The 23,162-nt window shown below is 57.0% G+C and carries 23 protein-coding genes; 2 read left to right on the top strand and 21 right to left on the bottom strand.

Features of this window, described 5'->3' with window-relative positions:
* Positions 1-262: 262 nt before the first annotated feature.
* A complete protein-coding gene (locus F4555_RS01975) occupies positions 263-808 on the top strand; it encodes a hypothetical protein (RefSeq protein ID WP_004012883.1) in 546 nt (181 codons plus the stop codon).
* On the opposite strand, the gene ispG is transcribed toward F4555_RS01975, so the two are convergent.
* The 10 genes from ispG to rpsB all read right to left on the bottom strand — a co-directional run bounded on the left by ispG (position 805) and on the right by rpsB (position 10,624).
* Positions 805-1,977 (bottom strand): flavodoxin-dependent (E)-4-hydroxy-3-methylbut-2-enyl-diphosphate synthase, encoded by a 1,173-nt coding sequence (gene ispG, locus F4555_RS01970; RefSeq protein WP_004012884.1) that lies wholly within the window; start codon positions 1,975-1,977, stop codon positions 805-807. The two genes, F4555_RS01975 and ispG, sit on opposite strands and share 4 nt — an antisense overlap.
* A gap of 74 nt (positions 1,978-2,051) precedes the next feature.
* Positions 2,052-3,251: a M50 family metallopeptidase gene (locus F4555_RS01965; RefSeq protein WP_004012885.1), complete on the bottom strand. Its 1,200-nt coding sequence runs from the start codon at positions 3,249-3,251 to the stop codon at positions 2,052-2,054.
* On the bottom strand, positions 3,248-4,465 hold the full coding sequence (dxr, locus tag F4555_RS01960) for a 1-deoxy-D-xylulose-5-phosphate reductoisomerase (protein ID WP_004015521.1): 1,218 nt from the start codon (positions 4,463-4,465) through the stop codon (positions 3,248-3,250). The genes F4555_RS01965 and dxr overlap by 4 nt, the downstream gene beginning before the upstream one ends.
* A gap of 89 nt (positions 4,466-4,554) precedes the next feature.
* Positions 4,555-5,100: a DivIVA domain-containing protein gene (locus F4555_RS01955; RefSeq protein ID WP_004015520.1), complete on the bottom strand. Its 546-nt coding sequence runs from the start codon at positions 5,098-5,100 to the stop codon at positions 4,555-4,557.
* Positions 5,101-5,108: 8 nt separating this feature from the next.
* Entirely contained in the window at positions 5,109-6,314 is a 1,206-nt protein-coding gene (gene rlmN / locus F4555_RS01950) for a dual-specificity RNA methyltransferase RlmN (protein ID WP_004012888.1), read from the bottom strand.
* Between the two features lie 97 nt (positions 6,315-6,411).
* On the bottom strand, positions 6,412-7,353 hold the full coding sequence (locus F4555_RS01945; protein WP_115325511.1) for a phosphatidate cytidylyltransferase: 942 nt from the start codon (positions 7,351-7,353) through the stop codon (positions 6,412-6,414).
* Positions 7,354-7,391: 38 nt separating this feature from the next.
* Entirely contained in the window at positions 7,392-7,949 is a 558-nt protein-coding gene (frr, locus tag F4555_RS01940) for a ribosome recycling factor (protein ID WP_004012890.1), read from the bottom strand.
* A 58-nt stretch (positions 7,950-8,007) separates the two neighbouring features.
* On the bottom strand, positions 8,008-8,739 hold the full coding sequence (pyrH, locus tag F4555_RS01935) for a UMP kinase (RefSeq protein WP_004012891.1): 732 nt from the start codon (positions 8,737-8,739) through the stop codon (positions 8,008-8,010).
* Between the two features lie 180 nt (positions 8,740-8,919).
* The gene (gene tsf / locus F4555_RS01930) at positions 8,920-9,759 is read right to left on the bottom strand and encodes a translation elongation factor Ts (protein WP_004012892.1); all 840 of its coding nucleotides are present in this window, start codon (positions 9,757-9,759) and stop codon (positions 8,920-8,922) included.
* Positions 9,760-9,784: 25 nt separating this feature from the next.
* Positions 9,785-10,624 (bottom strand): 30S ribosomal protein S2, encoded by an 840-nt coding sequence (gene rpsB, locus F4555_RS01925; RefSeq protein WP_004012893.1) that lies wholly within the window; start codon positions 10,622-10,624, stop codon positions 9,785-9,787.
* A 546-nt stretch (positions 10,625-11,170) separates the two neighbouring features.
* Here rpsB and F4555_RS11035 point away from each other — a divergent pair.
* A complete protein-coding gene (locus F4555_RS11035; RefSeq protein ID WP_231282857.1) occupies positions 11,171-11,503 on the top strand; it encodes a M23 family metallopeptidase in 333 nt (110 codons plus the stop codon).
* A 29-nt stretch (positions 11,504-11,532) separates the two neighbouring features.
* Here the strand turns inward: F4555_RS11035 and F4555_RS01915 are convergent, their stop codons facing one another.
* From F4555_RS01915 to rimM, 11 genes are all read right to left on the bottom strand, one after another.
* Positions 11,533-12,243, bottom strand: coding sequence for a hypothetical protein (locus F4555_RS01915; RefSeq protein ID WP_004017089.1), 711 nt, complete (start codon positions 12,241-12,243; stop codon positions 11,533-11,535).
* A gap of 284 nt (positions 12,244-12,527) precedes the next feature.
* Positions 12,528-13,613 (bottom strand): tyrosine recombinase XerC, encoded by a 1,086-nt coding sequence (locus tag F4555_RS01910; RefSeq protein WP_115325513.1) that lies wholly within the window; start codon positions 13,611-13,613, stop codon positions 12,528-12,530.
* Positions 13,614-13,758: 145 nt separating this feature from the next.
* Positions 13,759-15,147, bottom strand: a complete 1,389-nt coding sequence (dprA, locus tag F4555_RS01905) for a DNA-processing protein DprA (protein ID WP_115325514.1) — start codon at positions 15,145-15,147, stop codon at positions 13,759-13,761.
* Positions 15,140-16,702: a YifB family Mg chelatase-like AAA ATPase gene (locus tag F4555_RS01900; RefSeq protein WP_004017092.1), complete on the bottom strand. Its 1,563-nt coding sequence runs from the start codon at positions 16,700-16,702 to the stop codon at positions 15,140-15,142. The genes dprA and F4555_RS01900 overlap by 8 nt, the downstream gene beginning before the upstream one ends.
* Positions 16,699-17,208: a YraN family protein gene (locus F4555_RS01895; RefSeq protein WP_252865097.1), complete on the bottom strand. Its 510-nt coding sequence runs from the start codon at positions 17,206-17,208 to the stop codon at positions 16,699-16,701. Before F4555_RS01895 ends, F4555_RS01900 begins: the two co-directional genes overlap by 4 nt.
* A gap of 216 nt (positions 17,209-17,424) precedes the next feature.
* Complete coding sequence (locus F4555_RS01890) at positions 17,425-17,736, bottom strand: DUF2469 domain-containing protein (RefSeq protein ID WP_004012903.1); 312 nt, start codon at positions 17,734-17,736, stop codon at positions 17,425-17,427.
* A gap of 72 nt (positions 17,737-17,808) precedes the next feature.
* Positions 17,809-18,600, bottom strand: coding sequence for a ribonuclease HII (gene rnhB, locus F4555_RS01885; RefSeq protein ID WP_115326091.1), 792 nt, complete (start codon positions 18,598-18,600; stop codon positions 17,809-17,811).
* A gap of 4 nt (positions 18,601-18,604) precedes the next feature.
* Positions 18,605-20,053, bottom strand: a complete 1,449-nt coding sequence (gene lepB / locus F4555_RS01880) for a signal peptidase I (RefSeq protein ID WP_115325515.1) — start codon at positions 20,051-20,053, stop codon at positions 18,605-18,607.
* 201 nt (positions 20,054-20,254) lie between these two features.
* Positions 20,255-20,620, bottom strand: coding sequence for a 50S ribosomal protein L19 (rplS, locus tag F4555_RS01875; protein ID WP_004012906.1), 366 nt, complete (start codon positions 20,618-20,620; stop codon positions 20,255-20,257).
* A gap of 289 nt (positions 20,621-20,909) precedes the next feature.
* A complete protein-coding gene (trmD, locus tag F4555_RS01870; protein WP_115325516.1) occupies positions 20,910-22,418 on the bottom strand; it encodes a tRNA (guanosine(37)-N1)-methyltransferase TrmD in 1,509 nt (502 codons plus the stop codon).
* A gap of 18 nt (positions 22,419-22,436) precedes the next feature.
* On the bottom strand, positions 22,437-23,027 hold the full coding sequence (rimM, locus tag F4555_RS01865; RefSeq protein ID WP_115325517.1) for a ribosome maturation factor RimM: 591 nt from the start codon (positions 23,025-23,027) through the stop codon (positions 22,437-22,439).
* Positions 23,028-23,162: the final 135 nt, after the last annotated feature.

The following is a 23,162-nucleotide window of genomic DNA, read 5'->3' as shown; positions in this document are numbered from 1 at the left end:
CACAACCCAGGCGTCCGATTGTGTAAATGCGCTCCCCGGAGGGTGTTTCCTCCCGCTTTCTCGGGGCGGTGCCGAAACGCCTGCCCTAGAAGCCTCGCCAGTCGCGACGCTTCTAGGTTACCAAACCCCCGCCAAGGTGTTTAAACTGTCCCTGCCATGCCAGTAACCCGACGGTAACCAACAAACACTATCGCCGTCGTTTAATCCGCCCCCGCCGTGCCAGTAGCCCCAAAATCAGAGTAGGTTTTGGTAGTCTTTCACCGTGCAGACCTTTCTTTTCCTTGCCGCTACCGCGATTCCGGTGACACCACCAAACAAGTGGTCTGTGACTCAAAACCTGCTGTATGCCCTGGTAATCTTGGCAACTATCGCCCTAACTGTGGGCGTTATCTGGCTGGCTTCCCGGCTTATGCCACGTCGTCGCAAAGTTGAGGTTCCCTCGACGCATTTGCAAGAAATCCACCTGGTTTACGAGGAAACCCTGTCCGCAGCCGACCGGGCGATTGTCCGTGACCAGCAGGTTCGCGAGGCCACCCGCTATATGCTCAAAGACCCCTCCTTGGCGCAGCCCCTCGAACAGTGGCGCGAAAAACGCCGCGAATGGGCTGCCCAACTGACCTTTTTAGAGGCACTTACTTCGAATCCGTCCAAGATGCTGACTGACCCGGCAGTGGCGGATAATCTGCGTTATGTGCACACGCTGGCTTTCGAGTTAGAGGCCGCCCAGCGCGCTATGTTGCGCGCGATTCGCCAGGCCGTGGCTACGGGCAGCGAAAATCCGCCCCTGGGTACTGCTTCCGATACCTAGGGACAGTTTCCCGCCCCGACGCTCTCAAAAGTCTCGACCGTGGGCGACCCGGAATCTAAGCCCAGCTCTTGACCCAGGCGATTTGCCTCGGCTATCAAGGTGGTCACAATCTCGCTTTCCGGCACGGTCTTAATGACCTTACCTTTAATGAAAATCTTGCCCTTGCCATTACCCGAAGCCACGCCCAAATCGGCTTCGCGCGCCTCGCCCGGACCGTTGACAATACACCCCATAACCGCGACCCGCAACGGGTAAGTAATATCTTTCAAGCCCTCGTTAACCTCGTTAGCCAGGGCACACACGTCCACCTGCGAACGCCCGCAAGAGGGACAAGAGACAATCTCGAAGTTACGTTTACGCAAACCCAGGCAACGCAGAATCTCCAAGCCCACCTTGACTTCTTCCACCGGCGGGGCGCTGAGCGAAACCCTAATCGTGTCGCCGATTCCCTCGGAGAGTAAGATTCCGAAAGCCGTAGCGGATTTAATCGTGCCTTGGAACTGGGGGCCGGCTTCGGTAACTCCTAGATGCAACGGCCATTCCCCAGCTTGAGACAGCAGACGATAGGCCTGAATCATAGTCAAGGGATCGTGATGTTTCACGGAAATCGCGAAGTCGTGGAAGCCTACGTCTTCGAACAGGGATGCCTCCCACACAGCTGATTCCACCAGTGCTTCCGGGGTGGCACCGCCATATTTTTCGTACAGGCGCTTGTCCAAAGATCCGGCGTTCACCCCAATGCGCAAAGCCGTGCCGTGGTCACTAGCAGCTTTGGCGATTTCCTTGACTTGGTCGTCGAAAGCCCGGATATTACCCGGGTTTACGCGCACCGCCCCACAGCCAGCTTCGATGGCTTGAAACACGTAACGAGATTGGAAGTGAATGTCGGCCACCACCGGGATGCTGGAGTGCTTACAGATTTCCGGCAAAGCTTCGGCGTCATCTTCAGAGGGACAGGCCACGCGGATAATATCGCAGCCGGCAGCGGTTAGTTCCGCTATTTGTTGCAAGGTCGCCCCCACGTCAGAAGTCAATGTCGTGGTCATGGATTGCACCGACACTGGGGCATCCCCACCCACCGGTACGCTACCCACCATGATTTTGCGGGTTTTACTGCGAGGAGCAAGAATCCGCTTTACCGGGGGGATTCCAAGATTAATTTCACTCACGCTGCGATTTTATCCTAGGTCTAGATTAAGGGCACTTCCAGGGCTTTTATACCCCGGGTGCCGGTCTAACTGGTTTAGACTGGTTTCACTATATCAGCCACTATCAGTAACACGGTCATGCCGATAAAAGCCACTACCACTGCGGCCGTCAGCGGCAAGACTCGTGCCAAGTCCACCGGCCCGGGGTCGGGGTGACCCCGCAAACGGCACCACCAGCGTCTTAGCTGTTCAAAAACTGCCCCAGCGGCTTGTCCCCCGTCAAGGGGCATCAACGGAATCAGGTTGAACAAAAACAAGGTCAGGTTCAACGACCCCATCATCAACAGGAAAGAGGCCACCCGATCGGCCAGGGTGAATCCCGGAGCTTTGGTTGAAGCTATCTGGCCAGCAATCTGTCCCATTCCCACGATTCCCATCACGGAGTTCGGATCGCGCGGTTTTTCGGTTTCAAATAGGCTCAAAGTGGTTTCCCACAGTTTCACGGGTAGAGCCACCAGAATTTTGGAAGTCGCCACCATCACCGCCCATTCGTATTTCAAAATGTCGCCGGGTGTTGCCCGATAACGTTGCGAAGCGGGTAACACCCCAATCACGCTGCGCCCTCCCGACTCACGCGGGGTAACAGATAACTCCAGACGTTCAGATCCGCGTTGCACCGCAATCCGAGCAGGTTTACCGGGCAAAGTCCGGCCAATGCCTTGTTGCACTGCCGCCCAGTCGGACACCTCACTTCCGTCAATCCCCACGATCTTGTCCCCCACCTGCATTCCAGCCTGAGCAGCGGGGGAACCCGCCGAAACCTCGGCCAGGCGCAGACTCGGTGCCGCATACCCGATTGCCCCTAGGGCGATACCCACGCACAGCAAGGAAAGAGCCAGATTCATCAAGATACCGCTGAGCATAACCACCAGTCTTTGCCACACCGGTCGAGCATAGAAAGCCCGGGATTCCTGGCCGGAGGGAATCTCGGCCACGGCTTCTTGCCGAGCCTGTTCCGCCCACGTCAGCTCGCCTTTACGGTTCGTGGTCTTGCGTCCCACCCGTCCGGGAGCATACATTCCCACCATGTGGACATAGCCACCAAGCAGAATCCACTTCACGCCGTATTCGGTCTCCCCAATTTTTTTAGACCAGATAGTCGGCCCGAAACCAATCATGTACTGCGGGGTGAGGATACCGAAGCGTTTCGCGGGGATAAAGTGCCCCAGCTCGTGCAGAGCAATAGAGGCTACCAGCCCGAATACCAAAATAATTACGCCCAGAATATAACTCAATGTTGCTCCGCTATCAGTTCAGTGGCGCGACGTTTGGCCCACTGCAAGGTGGCTTCGAGTTCAGCCAGTTCCGGGGCATTCTTGCCGTGGTGTTCCGCGACAACCCGCGAAACCACATCGTAAATCCCCAGGAAGGGCAGCTGACCATCGAGGAAAGCCGCAACGGCGACTTCGTCGGCACTGGCCAGCACCGCCGGATGCGTGGCCGAGGTTTGCAACGCCTGGCGCGCCAAGTTGACCGCCGGGAAAGCTTGGTTATCCACCGGTTCGAAATGCCAGTTCACCGGGCGCGTCCAGTCACAGCTCGGCGCCACATCCCGCAGCCGGCTTGGAGCAGACAGCCCCAAAGCAATGGGAATACGCATGTCGGGTGGAGAAGCCTGGAGCAAGGTGGCTCCGTCGCGGAATTCCACCATGGAATGCACCACCGAAGCCGGGTGCACCACCACGTCTATAAATTTGGGGTCAATGTCGAACAACAGCGAAGCTTCGATAACTTCCAAGCCCTTATTGAACATGGTGGCAGAGTTGATGGTCACCAGCGGCCCCATATCCCAAGTCGGATGACGCAAGGCCTCCGCAACCGTGACGTGTTCCAGCTCCGTCCGGGTTTTACCCCGGAACGGCCCGCCACTCGCAGTCAAAATCAGGCGGGAAACCTCGGTATATCCCGTGACTTGCGAGGCACATAACCCCCGTTCGTGTTTCCCGGAACGCAGGGCTTGCCAAATGGCGGAATGCTCGGAGTCTACCGGTGTGATTTGCCCGGGACGCACTACCGCCTCTCGCACCAGGGAACCGCCAATCACCAGGGATTCCTTATTGGCCAAGGCCAGTTGCGCTCCGGAATCCAGGGCACGCAGGGTGGCGTGCAAACCAGAGATTCCCGCGATACCGTTCAAAACAATCCCCCCGGGGACGCACCCGGCGGCGGCTTCCACGCCGGCACGTCCGGTCAACAGGTGATGTCGCACCGGGGGTTTATCGGATTGGGCTTGGGCGGCTTTCAGAGCCTGATCAAGTTCCCCCACCGAGCTGTTGGCGACCGCCACCAAGGGGACTTCATACTCCACTGCTTGGCGCGCCAGTAAATCTAGGTGGGTGCCCGAGGCTGCCAAGGCCTGGATGCGGAAGTGTCCGGGATGTGCCGCGACGATTTCGAGAGCTTGGGTGCCGATAGAACCGGTTGACCCCAGGATTACAATATCTTGCACGGATTTATTCTAGCGGTTTAGCGACGCGATGGGTGGTTGAGTTACTCCACGGCCGACGCTACGGGCGGCTCTGCCGCTTATTCCAGGGCTTACTCCACAGCCAGCAAGACTTCCACGGCGCGCGCTAGATAGGCGTCCACGGGTCCCTCTGCGTAGGCACGGGTTCCTTTGGATTCAGCGAATACCGCGTCACGAATTTCGCGGCTGGTCAGGGGCTTGTTTTCGTCGAAATACGCCACCAGGCGTTCCAGCAGAGCATCCACGTCAGCCGAACGATAACCACGTTCCCGGCCTTTCGGGTGCGAAAATCGCTTCCCGGCGGGACGTAACAATCGCGGATAGAGCGTGGTAGCCTGTTCCGACACCAGGTTCATCCAAGCCTTCTGGCCGTTTACCGCCACATGGTCAGCGCGGGCACGTGCCACAAAGGCGGATTCGAGACGATCCATAGCCGCGTCTACTTGGGCAAAGTTATAGCCACCGCGCACGACACGAAAGCCCTGGGCGCGAACCTGGGCGGCACCGAAGTTGGCCGGCCCCCCGGTGCCTTCATAGGCCGAGCGGGCGGTTTTCAGGAATTCCTCTACCTCGTCGCGATGGTAGCCTTTTTGAAAAAACTTCGCGGTGCGAAACATCGTGTCACTCAATGTTGGGGTTCCTCGCTTCCTTGTCCTAGCACTCGCGCCACGCCGGTCTTTTTGTGGTTCTTCGAGGCGGTTGCGAGTTGCCCGCAAGCTCCATCAATGTCAGAACCCCGGGTATCTCGCAAAGTAGTGCTAATCCCACTTTGCCGTAAAATCGAGGTGAATTCCTCCATGACACGCGGCAAGCTTGCAGTCCAGATACTTCCGGGGGTGGGATTTAGAGGTATGGGGTTAACATGTGCCCAGGTTTTACCCCGTTTATTCAGTTCATCGGCTAGTAGTTGCGCGCGCCACGGGTGGTCGTTCATGTCGCGGATAAGAGCGTATTCGATAGAGACGCGTCGTCCGGTGGTTTCGAAGTATTCATGAGCGGCATCGAGCAGTTGGCCGACTTTATAGTGGCGATTCATCGGAATAAGGGCATCACGCAGTTCATCGTCAGGAGCGTGCAGCGACACTGCCAGGGTGACCGGGATTCCTTCCGAGGCTAGACGGCGTATCCCCGGCACCATCCCAACCGTGGAAACCACCAGGTTGCGCGCGGAAATCCCGAAACCTTGGGGAACCGGGGCGGTGATGGTGCGCAGCGAAGTCAGCAGCGCCCGATAGTTGGACAGGGGCTCACCCATTCCCATGAACACAATATTGGAAAGGCGGGTTTCTTGCCCTCCCAGGGCTCCGGTGGCGGCGGCTCGGGCGGAAAATCGGACTTGCTCCAGGATTTCTCCGGCCGAAAGATTGCGAGCCAGCCCCAACTGTCCTGTGGCGCAAAACGGACAGCCCATCCCGCATCCTACCTGCGAGGATACACACAGGGTGACCCGTTTGGGATATCGCATCAACACGGATTCGACTTCCGCGCCGTCAAAGAGTCGCCACAGGGTTTTCTGGGTCCAGTCCTGGTCGGCGGTTTTGGTCACCACCGGGGTAATGAGTTGCGGCAAAAGTTGCGCGGCTAGTTCCCGGTCGCGCGCGTTCAAGTCAGTCATCAGCTGCGGGTCAGCTTCGAAACGTCCGAAGTAATGCCGGGCTATCTGGTCAGCTCGAAAGGCCTTGAGTCCCAATTCCGCAGCGGTTTCACGGCGAACTGCCGGTTCTAAATCCGCGAAATGTATCGGGGCTTTGCCCTTGCCGATGGGGATAAAGCTGACGCGCGGGCGCGCTTGGGGAGAAGTGGCTCCCACCGGGGGCTGGTCGCCGGGCATAACTTGTTTTGGCACGCGCCTATTTTAGCCGATGTTCAGGTTTTCGGTTTGATGACCGGCTCGGGCTTGTCCGAGGTCTTACCAATAGCCACCCGGTCTACGACATGGGGAGAACCTGGTGGAAGTGAATCGCGAACTTCAAGATGATATATGCCGCAGGCGCGGCCATCAGCAAAGAATCCATCCGGTCGAGCAACCCACCATGTCCCGGCAGTATATGCCCCATGTCTTTAATCCCCAGTTCCCGTTTCAACAGCGATTCGCTCAAGTCCCCTAGGGTGGCAAAAATTGCTATCAGCACCCCCAGAATCGGCCCGTAAAACCACGGAATTCCAATCCAAAACGTCCCGGCTATGCTGATTGCAACCGCAAAGACCACTGACCCGGCAAATCCTTCCCAGGTTTTCTTAGGGGATATCACCGGGGTCATGTGGTGACGTCCCAGGAAGCGCCCAACAACATACCCGCCGGTATCCGAGCCCAGGGTGGTAGCCAAGACGTACACTGCTGTCGCCGGCCCCCCACATTCCACCGACAATAGTCCCACGAATGATGTCAGAAAGGGGATATACGCCACTGTTAGGGCTGTGGCGCTAACATTTCGCAGCAGCTTCTCGCCGCGAGATTCCCCCGTCAAGTGCCACAGTATCCCAGCTCCTACCGTGAATAGGGTGGCGGTCAGCATGGCTTCCATCCCCATCTGAGAGGCACAAATAAAAATCCCGGCTCCCCCCACCATTGTCACTGGGGTGGCTAGATGCAAGTCAGTCTTCTGCCAGACACGGCGAAACTCCAGCAGCCCCGCCATCATGGCTATGATAACGGCCAGCCGAAACAACACTGGGACGAACAGCAGGGTCAGCCCGAAGAATGCCAACAGACCTCCACCCACGAGGAAAGCCGCACCCAAGTCACGGCCGGCTCGTGAACCCGACTTTTTTTCTTCGGTGACTACGGGCGGCGCGGCGCTCCCACCCGGTGTCGTGTCGCGCCGGGGACGTGCTCGTCTCCTCGCTGATGCCATACGTTTATCGCCCATAGTTGCCAATAATGCAGGAGTTCTACTTCCTGCCTGGTTTAGACAGTCATTAAGTCGGTTTCTTTGTCCTCCAGCAGGGTGTCAACCTCGTCGGTGAATTTCTTGGTGACGGTATCGAGTTCCTTGACCCCCCGTTCCACTTCGTCTTCGCCTAAAGTCTTGTCTTTCTTCAGTGCTTCCATGGCATCCTTAGCTTTGCGCCGAATCCCGCGAATCGACACCCGCCCTTCTTCGGCCTTGGTTTTGGCTTGTTTCACGTATTCTTTGCGTCGGTCTTCGGTCAGTGCCGGTAACACTACCCGAATGGTTTTGCCATCATCGGTGGGGGTGACTCCCAAATCTGATTCCGAAATAGCGTGGATAATGTCTTGGGTGGCGTTGCGGTCAAAAGGCTGAATAATTACGGTACGCGCCTCGGGAATATTAAATGATGCGAGTTGTTTCAACGGGGTGGGGGAACCGTAATATTCCACGACAATTCCGTCAAACATGGCCGCGTTGGCGCGCCCAGTGCGAATCGTGGCGAATTCATCCTTGGTGGCCTCCACGGCTTTTTGCATCTTGGTTTTCGTGTCCTTCAGTATTTCGTCTATCATGGGGTTTCTCCTTTGTTCGTTTTGGGGTTTCGTTTAGTTTATTGTTTTGGATTCGGGTTCATGAGGCGCCATTCTCGCTGTACAGCACTGTGCCGATATCCTCGCCTAATAGAGCCTTGGTGACATTGCCAGGTGTTCCCATCCCAAAGACTCGCATGGCTAAACCGTTGTCTTTGCACAAAGCAAAGGCGGCCGCGTCCACTACCTTGAGCCCGTCACGCAGGGCTTGTTCATAGCTTACTTTGTCGAGTTTGGTTGCGTTCGCATCTTTGCGGGGGTCAGCGGTATAGACCCCGTCGACCCCATTTTTACCCACCAACAGTTCCTGGCAATGGGTTTCTAAGGCACGCTGGGCGGAAACCGTGTCGGTCGAGAAATATGGCATCCCGGCGCCGGCGCCGAATACCACAACCCGACCTTTTTCCAGGTGCCTAATGGCGCGCAGGGGCACATAGGGCTCGGCAACCTGGGTCATGGTGATGGCGGATTGGACGCGGGTGCGCACCCCCGCTTGTTCCAAAAAGTCTTGCAATGCCAAGGCGTTCATCACAGTTCCAAGCATCCCCATATAGTCGGCACGGGCTCGATCTAGACCACGTTGGGACAGCTCTGCACCCCGGAAAAAGTTTCCCCCACCGACCACGATGGCTATTTGTACCCCGTTATTCACTGCAATCGCGACTTGGTGGGCGATATCCAAGACCACATTAGGGTCAAGTCCTACGGAACCTCCCCCAAAAACCTCGCCGGATAGCTTCATCAATACCCGTCTGGGCGGATTTTCAACCATTACCTGAGTCCTCGTTTCCTTTCCTCACTGGCTCGTTCGGTTCCACATTCGGTTCCGCGAGCGGTTTTGTGGTCACCGGTCGTGGGGTGCCACAGCCGCTTTGCTTATTATATGTAAATTTAGCGGGCAGCCCCGAAGCCTTTAGCTTCGGAGCTGCCCGATTTTGAAAACTACCGTGAATTATTCGCCGGCTTGCAAGCGGGCAAAACCGGTAACTTTGCCTTTCGAGGCTTCCACAATCTTGCCAACTGTGGTCTTGGGATCCTTGGCGTAAGGCTGGTCGAGCAGCACGTTTTCCTTAAAGAACCCGTTCATCTTGCCTTCGACAATCTTGGCGACTGCCGCTTCGGGTTTGCCTTCGGCGATGGTGGCTTCAGTCAAGGTTTCACGTTCTTTTTCGACGGCCTCGGCGGGAACCTCGTCACGGCTCAAGTATTCGGGAGAATACGCCGCGATATGCATCGCCACATCGTGGGCTACCCCAGCTCCGGCCTTATCGGTGGCTACCAGCACCCCCACGGTGGGGGGCAAGTCTTGGGAGGACTTGTGCAAGTACACATCCACCGCTTCGCCTTCTACCTGGCGCACATTGGCGACATCGAGTTTCTCGCCAATAATCGCTGCCACTGCGTCAATGGTGTCTTTTACGGTGCCGTCAGCGGTCTTGGCTTTCATCAGTTCTTCTGTGGTGCTAGCGCCGGATTCGGCCGCCGCCTGGAGCACTACCTCGGCCATATTGATGAATTTCTCGGTTTTCACCACGAAGTCGGTTTCCGCATTGACTTCCACCAGGGTGCCGCGCTGCCCCGCAGCTGTGTCGGTTATTTTGGCGGCGATTAATCCCATTCCGGCGGAACGCCCTTCCCGCTTAGACAGGGACTTTAGACCCTTGACGCGGATAATTTGCAGAGCCTTTTCACGGTCACCCTCGGCTTCTTCCAACGCTTTCTTGACGTCAGCCAAACCAGCTCCGGTTTCTTCGCGCAGTTCTTTCAAATCTTGCATGCTGTACTTTGCCATTGTTTTTCCTTATGTCTCGTCTCGGTTACTCGGCGGGGGTTTCATGAGTTGCTTCCGGGTTCGCGGCCTCGTCCGGAGTTTCTACCGGGGTCTGTGCGGCTTCACCTTGCAGCAAATCACGTTCCCACTCAGCCATAGGTTCGGCGTCTTGTCCGCCTTCACCCATTTGCTTCTTGGACTGTTCCACCAACCCCTCGGCACAGGCATCAGCGATAATCTTGGTCAATAAATCCACCGCACGAATCGCATCATCGTTGCCGGGAATCCCGTAATCTACTTCGTCGGGGTCGCAGTTGGTATCCAAAATGGCCACAATCGGAATCCCCAGCTTTTGCGCCTCGGAGATTGCGAGATGTTCTTTCTTGGTGTCAACCACCCACAGCATAGAGGGGGTCTTGTTCATGTCGCGGATACCGCCCAGTGTCTTGGCCAGCTTGTCCTTTTCGCGGCGCATCATCAACAGTTCTTTTTTGGTGAAGCCGGTAGAAGCAGTGTCCTCGAAATCGTACTGTTCGAGTTCCTTGAGGCGCTGCAAACGCTTGTGTACTGTAGCGAAGTTGGTTAACATCCCACCCAGCCAACGCTGGTTCACATAGGGCATCCCCACCCGGGTGGCTTGCTCCTGAATGGATTCCTGGGCTTGCTTTTTGGTGCCCACAAACAGCATGGTGCCGCCGTGAGCCACAGTTTGCTTGACGAAATCAAAGGCGATATCAATATCAGCCAGGGTCTGTTGCAAATCGAGGATGTAAATCCCAGAACGGTCGGTGAGGATGAAACGCTTCATCTTCGGGTTCCAGCGACGGGTTTGATGCCCGAAATGTACGCCACTTTCCAGTAGCTGGCGCATAGTTACGACTGCCATTGGTCGTCCTTCTTTCAGTTTTGGGGCACACCCGTGGTTAACGGATACACCCGATTTCGGTTAATTAATGCCTGGTGTCGCAGGATTCCCCGCACCCCGAAGGGACCTAGCGAGAAATCGGTGACCGCTGCACGACGTTTTTCGGTTCTCAGAACGGGAAAACGCGCGGCTGCGGCTGCGTACACGCGTAGTCAATTGGCCAAAGCCAATCGCGTTCTAAGTCTAGCAAAGCTGGAGAATCATCGCTAATTCTTGGCAATACCAAGCCGTTTCTCGAGTTTTCCACAGCCGTCCCCCACCCCGCTTTATCCACAGGATAGAGATTCTCCGCTGTGGTTATTCCTGGTTTACACGCAAGCTCTAGATATGAAAAGAATTTTAGTGTTTTGCCTCACGCTGTTCCTACTGGGTGCTCCCGGTGTGGCTTTTGGGACAAGTTCAACTGTCACCCCCGGATCTGTAATAACCACGACCGAGTTTCTATACTGGCCCACAGGTCGCCCTGTGCCGGTGCCCCGGCGTTTTGATCCCCCAGCACAAAGGTGGTTGCCGGGTCATCGTGGTATTGATTTACGGGTGACTCCCGGCGAAACTGTTTTCGCCGCTACAGATGCCACCGTACTCTATGCCGGGCAACTCGCCGGTCGTCCAGTGGTTTCATTAGAGGACAGCAGCGGTCGACGCTACACCTACGAACCAGTCGAGCCCAGTGTCAGTAAAAACGACGAGGTTTCTCGGGGCGACCCGATTGGTATCGCGCTAGGAGGACACTATCCAGGGGACAATCGTCTCCACTTTGGGGTAAAAGACGGTCGGGATGGCTATGTTGATCCACTGGAACTCCTGGGGGGCCGCATCCGACTCTGGCCGCTGTCATAAACAACCGGCAAACTGGATATGCGGGGAATCTAGCGGTAACGCTCGGGGACTTTGTAGATACCGGTAATCAGGTTCTTTCCTTGCACCGATTCCACCCGATAGAGCGACTTGGAGGTAGAGGGCGCGTCGTATCCCCCGGTTGTCCCTTTAGCATCACAGCCCAAAATGGCCGGTTCCCGGTTCTGAGCCACTACCCAGAACGCGAAACCGCCTTCGAGCTTTTCGCCGTAAACATCAATAATGTCAGTGGTGGGAATCCCGGTTTGCACCTGGGCATTTTTAGCCACAAAGGCATCAACCCAATCTGCCATGGCTGCACACTTAGTGCACTCATTGGTAAACACCCGGCGCATCAACGAGGTATCGCGCTTGACGAAACTGTAATAAGTAGCATAGGTGTAATAGGCCACGACATCAGCCGCTCCCTGCTCCGAAAATTCTTCGAAGCGCTTAGGTTCAGCAAAAGGCGCGACGCTCATCAGATTCTTCGGAGGAATCAGCTTGACTTCCGCGCAAGGCTTAGGTGTATTCGAAGCCGCCTTGGTAGGAACAGAACTTTCGGGAAGAGGGAAAGATGTTTTCGGCCCCGCCGGCTGCTGCAAGGTAATATCGGAACTCATTAATTCCCGAGCCGTAACAGCGGCACCGGTCTCTTTCTCGGAGCCACATGCCGAGAGCAGCGCAGCGGCAAGCGTCAGCGCTACTAAAGAACTGATTGAACGCTTCAGATTCACCACCATAACCTCCAACACTCGGTCTGCCTACGATGCAGAATGCCCTCAACTGACGTTCTGGTTCCATTCTAGCTATCATTCTCAGCTATTTCTAGGGTTCTTCTAACTTTACTTTAAGGATTTTGTAATTTCCAGTCGCGCATTTGTGCTTTTCAAGAGTGATTTCAAATCCAAAAATTGAAGACTCTCACAAAAATCTTCACCTACAAGGACTTAAGTCCCTTTTATTGGGTGTTTTTTTGCCGATTGTATTTTCTATCCGCCCTATCCTCCCCACCAGTAAATCCCAGCTAGGCGTGAGGGTGTGCCTGTAAATAGACCTGCCGCAAATGAGCCGTCGAAAGGTGGGTATACCTCTGGGTAGTGCCCAGACTGGCATGACCCAAAATTTCTTGGACACAACGCAAATCAGCCCCCCCATTCAATAAATGAGTGGCCGCCGTATGTCTCAAACCGTGCGGCCCCAAATCTGGCACTCCCGCCACCGCAGTCATACGGTGCAACATGCCTCGCACCAGGCGGGTGTCGAGCCGCCCGCCTTTCACGCCTAAAAACACCCACTCGCCCGCGTCCCTGTCAGGGGACACCAAAACCGGACGCCCCTGTTCCAGGTATTCATCGAGAGCAATACCAGCCGGTATTCCATAGGGAGCGACCCGCTCCTTACCGCCTTTGCCGCAAACCCTGATGGTAGCCTCACTGCGGCTAATGTCTCGCAACCGCAAACCCGTCAGCTCACTGACCCGAACACCGGTGGCATAAAGCAACTCCAAAAGCGCCCAATCCCGCAAACCTACGGGATTCGCGCGATAAGGCACGGCGCTATCCCCCGGAATCGAATCAGGAATTTCCGCTTGAGATTTCGAGGCCTTCTGGTGAACTCCCAGACTGTAGGCCTGAAGACGAGCCGTATTAAGTAACCGAGCCACCTGTGCTTCGCTCAAAACCGTAGGAAGTGAATTGTCTGGCTTTGGGGAGTGAAGCCGCAATCCAGAATCGCAACTCATGAAGCCGTGCTTTAACGCCCAAGCCGAAAACGTACGGAAAGAAGCCACGCGACGCGCCAAAGTAGCACGGCTAGCTCCGCGACGGGACATGTCCCCCAACCAAGCGCGAATTCGCGCGGGGTCACTAAGCGCGCGCGAAAGCTCTGGCGCAGCGAACCCGCGTCCCGAGCTCTCACCGCTTCGCGGCGGAGCAGCCAACCCCGCAGCGGGCACCAACGCTACAGGGGGACACAAAAACTCCAGTAATTCGCGCAAATCACCAAGATAAGCCCGCAAAGAATGAGGGGAAAATCCCCGATTGGCACGCAGATATTCCGCGAATTCGGCTAATACCTGGGCTTCCCATTCCTCGCTAGCGTCTTTGTCCACTATTTCAGTTTATGACTGGCACCACACGCCATCCCACCTGGCTCGCCCCAAACCGAGAGTTTACGCACCGCACCGCCAGCACCACCCCCGATTTCCACAAGTCTCCACAACGACTCGCTCGCCCCAACCGCCCCCACACTAGGGTTTAGGGCTGGGGACGGCGATATTTTCCGTCACGGGTTTCAGCTTTCCCGTCCAAAACCAGCAAGCCCAGCTCGCCAAGAGTCGCGCTGATTCCCAAGCCGGCCTTCTGCGCGATATTTTCAGGGCTGCCCCACATGCGTTTAGGCAAGGCATCGAAGACCTTGATGGTTTCCGGTTTCAAAAACGGGCTGAACAGGGAGTCAGCACTAGGCTTGGTACTAGGGTTGGCATTGCTGCCAGCTGCTGGGGCGCTATGCCCCGCCTCACTCGATTCTTTAGCCGCAGCGGTAGACAATGTCACATTCTCCGCGCTGTGCCCCGCACCCTCCCCAAGCGAGCCAGCTGTGCTACATGCCCCTATTGGTTTTTCGTCTGGAGCCACAAATGGCTGCATAAGCTCCAAAACGTCCCCGGCACACGTCACCAAGGTCGCGCCTTCCCGAATCAGCTGGTGACATCCCGCCGATGCTCCGGAGGTTACTAAACCCGGCACTGCCGCCACTGTACGTCCCTGTTCCGCCCCGTGGTTAGCGGTGGACATCGCCCCGGAACGAGTTCCGGCTTCCACCACAACCACCACCTGGCTCAGAGCGGAAATCAGCCGGTTGCGACTCAAAAACAGGTGACGCTGCGGGCGATACGACCAGGGTTGTTCGGAAATAATCGCCCCAGTTTCCAAGATTTGGTCAAACATCGAAGTGTTCATCGCGGGGTACAACTCCCGCAGCCCTCCGGCTTGCACACACAGAGTCTTTCCACTCGAACCCAAAGCTCCTCGATGTCCCGCCGCGTCAATACCGTAGGCACCGCCGCTAATCACCCAAACTCCGTGTTGCGCCAGGTCATATCCCAGTTCCCCGGCCATGCTCATGCCATAACGCGTCGCGGAACGCGAGCCCACCAAAGCCACCGCACCGGTTTCGGTGTCCTGTACTGCCGCCGAATCCCCTCGCACCCACAGGGCTAAGGGTCGGTTTGCTCCCATCGTGTCCAAGGTTCGGGGCCACTGCGGGTCACCGGGGATTAAAAAGCTGCCATCGTTTTCCCACAGCCACTCCAATTCCTGATCCACGCTAACCGCACGCCAACGCAACGCCCAGCCCGCGATTTTCGCCACCGAGGCAGGCAACACAAAGGGTTTAAAGGTGTCACGGATGGTGTCTTCATCGGGCTCGACTTCATGAGTTGCGAGTCTCATCAGCCGCTCTAAGGCCTCTAGCGCCCCAAAAAATTCCACTAGGTTCCCGGCTGTCACATCGCCAGGGTCTGCTAGGGCGGTCCAGGCTGCCCGCGCCCACCGAGAAGTATCCCGCTGGGGTACGGGACGCGCTTCTTCCTGTGAAACCCCGTTTAAACCAACCTTGTCCACTTCCAATACCGTATTAATCACCGGTGTTTCCAATTTCTGCTCCTTGTTGTCTCAATGTCATTGCTGCCCCCACGTGTTCCATGCCGGGCACGGTTTTTCCTTCTAAATCTGCGGCTGTCCACGCCAATCGCAACACCCGTTGCGCCCCTCGCATCGACAGTTTGCCCTTTTCAACCACGGCATCCACCATCCCCAGGATTTCAGGAGAAAATCCCCCAGATTTGGAACGCAGGAACGAACCTGGAATCTCGCGGTTCAGCAACCATCCTTGCCCCTGCCAACGTTCCGTTTGAGCCCGGCGCGCCTCGGCAACCCGTCGGGCGACTACCTCGGTAGTGTCAGCGGCTTGGGCGGCGCACAGCGCGCCCCGCCCCGGAGTTTCCACCTGGATTTGAATGTCCATCCGGTCTAGCAGCGGCCCGGAAAGCCGCTCTAAATAACGTTTACGCGCGAAAGGGGTACAGGTGCAGCGCGCCCGGCGCGACCCGGCATTGCCGCACGGACAGGGATTCGCCGCCATTATCAGCTGAAAACTGGCGGGATACACAGCCGCTCCGGCCGCCCGATGCAGCGTAATCTCGGCATTCTCCAGGGGCTCACGCAAGGAATCCAACACTCGTACCCCGAATTCGGGGGCTTCATCTAAGAACAGCACCCCGCAATGTGCCAACGAAGCCGCCCCCGGACGCGGCACTCCCGAACCTCCCCCCACCATCGCCGCCAAAGTCGCCGAGTGATGCGGAGCCTGGAAAGGAGGCCGCCGCATCAAGCCTTCACCAGAAAACAAGGTTCCCGCCAAAGAATGGATGGCGGTCACCGCCACGGCTTGTTCATCGGACAGCGGCGGCAAGATTCCTGGCAGACGCGAAGCCAGCATGGTTTTGCCGGAACCCGGGGTACCAACCATCAGCAAATGATGACCTCCAGCGGCGGCAATTTCCATGGCATGGCAGGCGGCGGCTTGCCCGCGAATATCCGCGAAGTCTCCGGCCGGGGCTTTACGCGCCGACACTGGTTCCACCCGGTCAATACTGTCTGGGGCGGGAGGAACCTCGATTAACAGACTCCCGCCTAAAAGCTCTATAACCTGTCCCAGGTGGTGTACCCCAATGACTTGCGCCCCGGGCACTAGCTGGGCTTCGGACACATTATCGTGGGGGACAATAAAACGGTGTTTACCTTGCTTAACCGCCCCCAAGACACTGGGCAGGATGCCTCGCACCGGGATGATGCGTCCATCCAGGCCGAGTTCACCAATCATCACGAAGTCATCGCCTGCCACCGGCGACACAATCCGCATCGCCGCCAGCACCGCCATCGCCATGGCCAAGTCGTAGCCCGACCCAGTTTTCGGCAGCGAGGCGGGCGACAGGTTCAGCACCACGCGCACATCGGGCCACTCGATAAAACAGCTAGAAACCGCTGCCCGCACCCGATCGCGAGCCTCACGTACCGCCGTATCAGGCAGCCCCACCAAAGTATAGGCCGAGATTCCCTCGGAAATATGGGCTTCAACCCGCACCAAAGTAGCCTCCATGGCCACCAGACCCACCGACCAAGTGTGTCCCGCGCTCATTTCAGCTTCTTTCGGTGGGTAATTGCGGCTTGGCCGACCCCATCCCATTCCACGCTGACCAAATCTAGGCTTACGTCGTGATGGAATGGCGCCTCATGAACCCGAAACCACGCCCCCATAACGCAACGCATCCGCGTCAACTTGGCATAGGTGATGGCCTCGGCAGGGGTGCCGTGACGTCGGGTGGAGCGAGTTTTGACCTCGACAAAAGCCAGGACGGAATCGGGGGACAAAGCCACAATGTCAACCTCGCCGGCACGACATCGCCAGTTGCGGTCAAGCACCTGGTAGCCCTGGGTTTGTAAAAACTCGGCCGCAAGCTCCTCGCCCGCAAGGCCAAGCTCCCGATTATGCGGGTTTTTCCGGGGAGCCTTCGGGGGTTTCAAGGCTCGACACAGTCGGCGTTGCGCCCGCAGTTGCGCCTTGTATCCCCCGCTGGCCGGGCAACTCGCCACAGTGGAGGGCGTCGGATTGGGGGCTAGCCCCTCATGAATCGTCTTCGTCATACCCCCCAGCATGGCGCGCCCCCGCCCTCACGAAAAGCGGCGCGAAAAAAACCTGTGAATTCAGGGGTTTTCCACAGGGTAAAAGTCCTTGAAACCTCAACAACGACCCCGGGTTAACGGTTTTTACCCGCCCCAAAATACCGCCGCGATGCCACTGGCACCTCCGACACCACCGCCGACTCCGACTCGACCCGCCAACAGCGGCGCACCAGTGAGCTAGCTGGGAATCTCAATCTCTGGTTTGGACAGTTCCTCGACGTTAACATCCTTGAAAGACAGCACTTTCACGCTCTGGACAAAACGTGAGGAACGGTAGACATCCCACACCCAGGCGTCTTCCAGTTCTATCTCGAAGAACACGTCCCCGCCGGTGTTGTTGTGAGTGGTGACATTGACTTTGTTGGCCAGATAGAAGCGCCGGTCGGTTTCCACAACGTAGTTGAACAGGGAAATCACATCACGGTATTCCCGGTAAAGTTCCAGCTCTAAGCCGTTTTCGTAGGACTCTATGTCTTCGTTGTTAACCATCAATGCGCCTTTTCGTAAATCCGTTACCTTACATATCCTAGTCGTTAAACGTTGAATCAGTGTTACCGGTTTTCAGTTTAATTTCCAGGTGTGGCGGTGCCACCGACTCGGTCCGAGTCGGGAAATGGCTTCTCGGTGCGCTTTTGTACCGTAGCCAACGTTGTGGCTCCAACCATAGCCGGGGTCTTCCAGGCGACTCATGAACGCGTCACGGTACACCTTTGCCAGCACGGCTGCTCCCGCCACCGTCGCGGCGTGTTGGTCGGCTTTCACCAGGGTTTGTACTTTTAATAGCGGGGCGGGCGGCGGGTTATGCGCCGGGGTTGTGCCCATTGCGGGTTGCGCGGGTTGCGCGGGTTGCGCGGGTTGCGCCGGGTTCATGAGGTGCCATTGGGCATCAAACAGATTCGCTTGATGTTCGGCCTGTAAGTAATCAACATTCCCGTCCAGAAGTAATTTTTGGGGCAAATGTCCCCGAGCGTCCAGTTGATTGAGGGCTCGCCACCCCGCCAAACGCATGGCCGCCATGATGCCCATTTCGTCGATTTCCATATTGGTGGCCTCGCCGATAGCGAAGTCCTTGACCCAAGATTGAATTGGCTGAACCAGGGCTTCGCGCCGCCGGGCGGTTAAAGCTTTGGAATCATTGAGGCCGGGCGGGAACCCGGCGGCGAGCTCCGTGGCACTCACCACGGTGACTCCTATACAAACCGGACCAGCCAAGGCACCGCGGCCGACCTCGTCCATACCACCCACCAGGGCGACCGGCGCGGCAGTACCACCGGAGGCCGCGAAGTAATCGCCCGAAACCGCACAGCCATTTACCCCGCCAAGGGCGGCGCTTTCCCAAGACAAGTCAGGCATTTGCTTAACCTCGACGTCCTGGGGGGACTTCATTGGATTCCGAGGAAAAGGCGTCTTTATCTCCCAAAACGGGTTTGGGAATGTTATAGAACGCACAGCTGGGCGAGATGAAACGCATGTGTTCCAACGGCCACACCACCACGAAGGCTCGACCCACGACTTGTTTTTCGGATACAAAGCCCCCCGAAGGGGAATCCATGTGATAGCGCGAGTCCGCCGAATGGTTGCGGTTATCTCCCATCACCCACAGTGAGCCTTTGGGAACCACCACATTGAACTTGACCTCAGAGGCGACACCGGTGTTCAAAGTGTAGTCTTCATCAATGGCTTTACCATTAATGTTCAACAGGCCGTCTTCGTCACAGCACGTCACGGTGTCTCCACCCATACCCATGACTCGCTTAATAACGAAGCCTTGGGCGTCTTCCGGGGCGAGGCCAGCGAAAATCATAAAACGTTTAATCCCGCCAAGCACCGGGTTGGGAGCTTTCTTTTTCACCAGCCCCTCGCGGCCTGACTGCAGCCAGTTCTCGGTGTCACGGAAAACCACAATATCGCCTCGGTTCAAAGGACTGTATCGGGGCGCGGTTTTGGCGACCAACACAGAGTCGTTAACCATTAAGGTATTTTGCATAGAAGCCGAGGGAATATAAAAGGGTTGCAGCAAGAAGGTACGCACCAGCGAGGAAATCGTCAGCATCGTGATAACCACCGCAATCAGCTCGAAGTACCAGGGGAAGTCCAAGGTAAGTTGGGGACGTCCAAAGGCTCCCGCCTGGCGAACCATCAGCTCGTTGGGATTGGGATAGGCGCGGGGGCGCATCATCCGGCTGGCGCGAAATTCGTCGACGCTGTCGCGATTAGAATCGCTTTGATGGACGGCCTGGAAATCGTCCAAATCCCCCCGCAATAGGTCATCATCATTATCAGGGTTTTTTGACTCTCCTTTACCTGAGCCCGCCCGCTGAGTCACTTTGCTGCGCGCCCCCTTTTCGGGGTGGGAGGCATCCGAGCCTGTTTTCTTACCATCGGAGCGGCCAGAATAGGGATGTGCGCCGTTGCTGTAGTATTCAAAGAGCTGGTCGTACAATCCAGGCGGATAATCTCCGAAACCTAAATCCGGGTTCCAGGCGGAATACATGGGAGGATACCCGGGGTATTCTCCGGGCATCGCTCCCGGCATCCTCCCTGTCATTCCACCCGGAAATTCGCCACCAGGGTGGGCTCGAGGAAATTCCTCGGCGAAATATTGCGTCTCGCTGCTGTCAACACCCCGGGCGCCCCCGGTTCCTTTGGGGTTGAGATTGCGCCCGTTATGTCCCTCAGTTCCTGAATTCGCCGCCCCCTTAGTCGAGCCAGACGACTGTTTGTCGGATTGAGGATCGGGAGGCAGCCCCGTACCAGGGGGGAAAGTCCCCCCGTTGTCGGCGCTAAATTTCGGACTCACATCCACTCCCTAGTAATCTCTGCGCACACCCCGTCATTTTTACCGACTGGGAACCTTGGTATTACTAAAATCATAACCTAAATGGGAAACGGAACCGGCCTTATTCCAAGGCCTGGCTCCGTTTCCCAGTTTCTTTTAGCGTCTTAATCCCCGCCGGTTTGACGCGAATCCGCGAAAACACTCGGGGGATTTTACGGGTGAAATTTGTTACGCCGTGGTCTTGTTGTCACGCTTTTCGGTGACCTTCGCGGCTTTCCCGTGCCGATTACGCAAGTAGTAGAGCTTCGCACGACGCACATCGCCTCGGGACACGACTTCAATCTTGTCCACGGTGGGGGCGTGCAACGGGAAGGTACGTTCCACTCCGGTGCCGAAGGACAGTTTACGCACCGTAAAGGTTTCCCCTACGCCCGCCCCGCGACGGGCAATCACGATGCCTTGGAAAATCTGGATACGCGAACGGTTACCTTCAATAACTTTCACGTGAACCTTGACGGTGTCTCCGGCGCGGAAATTCGGGATTTCCTCGCGCAACGAGGCCTTGTTGAATTCCTCTATCTGAGGTTTTTGCATGTTTTCTCCTCGACGCCCTTGCCACAGGTCAAAAACGCCTTTCGGGGCACCCTGGCCGCAACTTCACGGTTCGGACAAATTTCATGCCTTCGCGATAGTTTCGGCGGTGCCGGTTTCGGTTTCGCCCCCGGGTCAGTGGTTTCCCCCTGTGGCAGGTTAAACCGCCCGGAAGCTTGTATATTGTGCCATAAAATTGGGTCGCGACGCTAATTAGCCCCGCCGGCTCACCCGGGCGCCTCTGGTGGATAAACTTCGGCTCGGGCTGCGGTTTGTCTGCCCTGTCGCGGCTTCATGAGGTGCCAACCGAATCTGGGCGGAGGCGGCGCATCACCACATCCTGGTTTACGCGTCCCCCCACTACGAATTCTCGGGCGCCAATTTTTTTGAAGCCGTGTCGACGATAGAATTTCTGGGCGCGTTTGTTGTAAATCGATGTTCCCAGACTGACTGCCATCGTAGAATCCAGTTCCGCCAGCGCTGCTTCCAGCAGCGCCCCGGACAGCCCCAGGCCACGCAGGGACTCGCGTACATAGCATTTGGACAGATACGCGTCCCCCGGGGTGATTCCGGCACGCTGTGCCTCGGCTTCGTCCAGCCCGACAATCACATAGGTGTATCCCACCAGTTCCCCACCGATTTCCGCCACCAGGTACCGGTGGTGTTCCGGGTCTTTCAGCCGGGCTTTTACGGTTTCTAAGTTGAATTCTACCTCGGTGAATTCTTCGATTTCTGCGGGGGTAATATAACTGGGACAGGCCAGGGGGAAGGTTTCCGACCCTAAGGCTGACAAGGCCAGGGCTTCGCCTCGTTTCGGTTTGCGAATCACCACCCGCTGCGCCACGCAACTACGCGGCGCAGCGTCATTCGCTCCGCCGGCTACTTTCGTCTGTCGAGTCGCATTGTGTCCGCTAACAGCCGCTGCGCTGTCTCCCGGTACCAGGCTGGGTAAATAAATCCACCCCCAGCCAGCCAGGATTTCTCGCTCGGTTTTGCTTAGTTTCGCCGCGTCCAGGTGTTCCAACAGTTCGGGTCGTATCCGGGCGGTACGCTCTAAGGCTTGTGTTCGCCGCCATTCCTCGATTTTCGCGTGATTGCCGCCCAGCAAGACCTCGGGCACTTCCAGGTTTCGCCACTGTGACGGGCGGGTGTACGACGGATATTCCAACAGGCCAGAGCCCTCGAAGGACTCCTCGACCAGGGACTCGGGATTACCCACCATCCCTTCCAGCAGCCGCCCCACCGCCTCGACCAGGGCGACGGCCGCGATTTCGCCGCCATTCAAGACATAATCACCTAATGAATACTCGAAAACTTCCACGTTGGGCATCTCGCGGTAATGCGCCACTACCCGCGCGTCGATTCCCTCGTAGCGTCCACACGCCACGATGATGTTTTTGGCCTCGGCCAGTTCCCGCACCTTCGCCTGGGTCAAAGGATGCCCCGAGGGAGTGGGCACTGCTAACACGGTTTTCGCTCGCCTGGGGGATTGTGCTTCTGGTGGGGCGGATTGTCCTGTTACTTCCGGGTTTTCCGGCACTCGCCCCGCCGACTTCCCCGCGTCCAAGTCACAGTTTTCCAGCGCCCCATCAATGGCTTTGCCCCAAATATCGGCGCGCATCACCATCCCGGCGCCCCCACCATAGGGGGTGTCGTCCACAGTGCGATGCGGGTCGTCAGTAAAATCCCGTAAATCCGTGGCTATCCAGGACAATATGCCGTTTTGCGCGGCTTTACCCACCAGGGAAATCCGTAATACGTCAAAGAATTCGGGGAAAATGGAAATCAGTTGGAAGCGCATTAATTCCCCTTTTTCGTTTCATGAGGTGCCATCCGAGTCCCCTGCTTGTTTACTTTGTGTCCCATCGGGGAACAGTCCCCCCGGCGGTGCCATTACTACCCTGCCCGCCGCTAAGTCCACCTCGGGGACAAGCTCGAAAACAAAGGGAATCAAGACCTTGTGTCCATCCGCAGTGGTTACTTCCAACAAATCTTGGGCGGTACCGATTATCAAATCGCTCACCATACCCAGGCTTTCCCCGGTTTGGGTCTGGGCGGACAGTCCCACCAGTTCATGGCGGTAAAACCCGTCTTCACTGCCTGATTCTGTCGCGCCCGGGGTTTCGTCTGGGCCTGGCGGGTTAGTGGCTTCCGTGTCGGTTTCTATCACCAGTTTCACCCCGCCCAGGGTTTCAGCGGTATCCCGGTCGGGGATTTCTTTGAAACTGGCCACGAAGTGCTTCCCGCTGTGTCGCGCTTGTTTCACCGTCAATCGAGGAAAATCCGGGTGGTCGGTCACCAGCACCGCTCCGGGGGCGAACCGGGTATGGGGGTTATCGGTGCGCAGGGCAACGCGGATTTCGCCGCGCACTCCGCTGGCGCGACCTAGGGTGGCCACGGTGACTTTCACGGTTTTCTTCGCCTTTCCATCGGGTTGAATCTAAGTATTTCTGTTCTTGGATAATCTTATCGGCAGTTTTTCTTGGCACCTCATGAAACCGACGCAGCCAAATCGAGTTAAACCATCCTAGCCCCCACGTGTTCA

Source organism: Mobiluncus mulieris (assembly GCF_014204735.1).
Taxonomy (GTDB): Bacteria; Actinomycetota; Actinomycetes; order Actinomycetales; family Actinomycetaceae; genus Mobiluncus; species Mobiluncus mulieris.
This window is presented reverse-complemented; position numbering and strand designations above follow the sequence as displayed.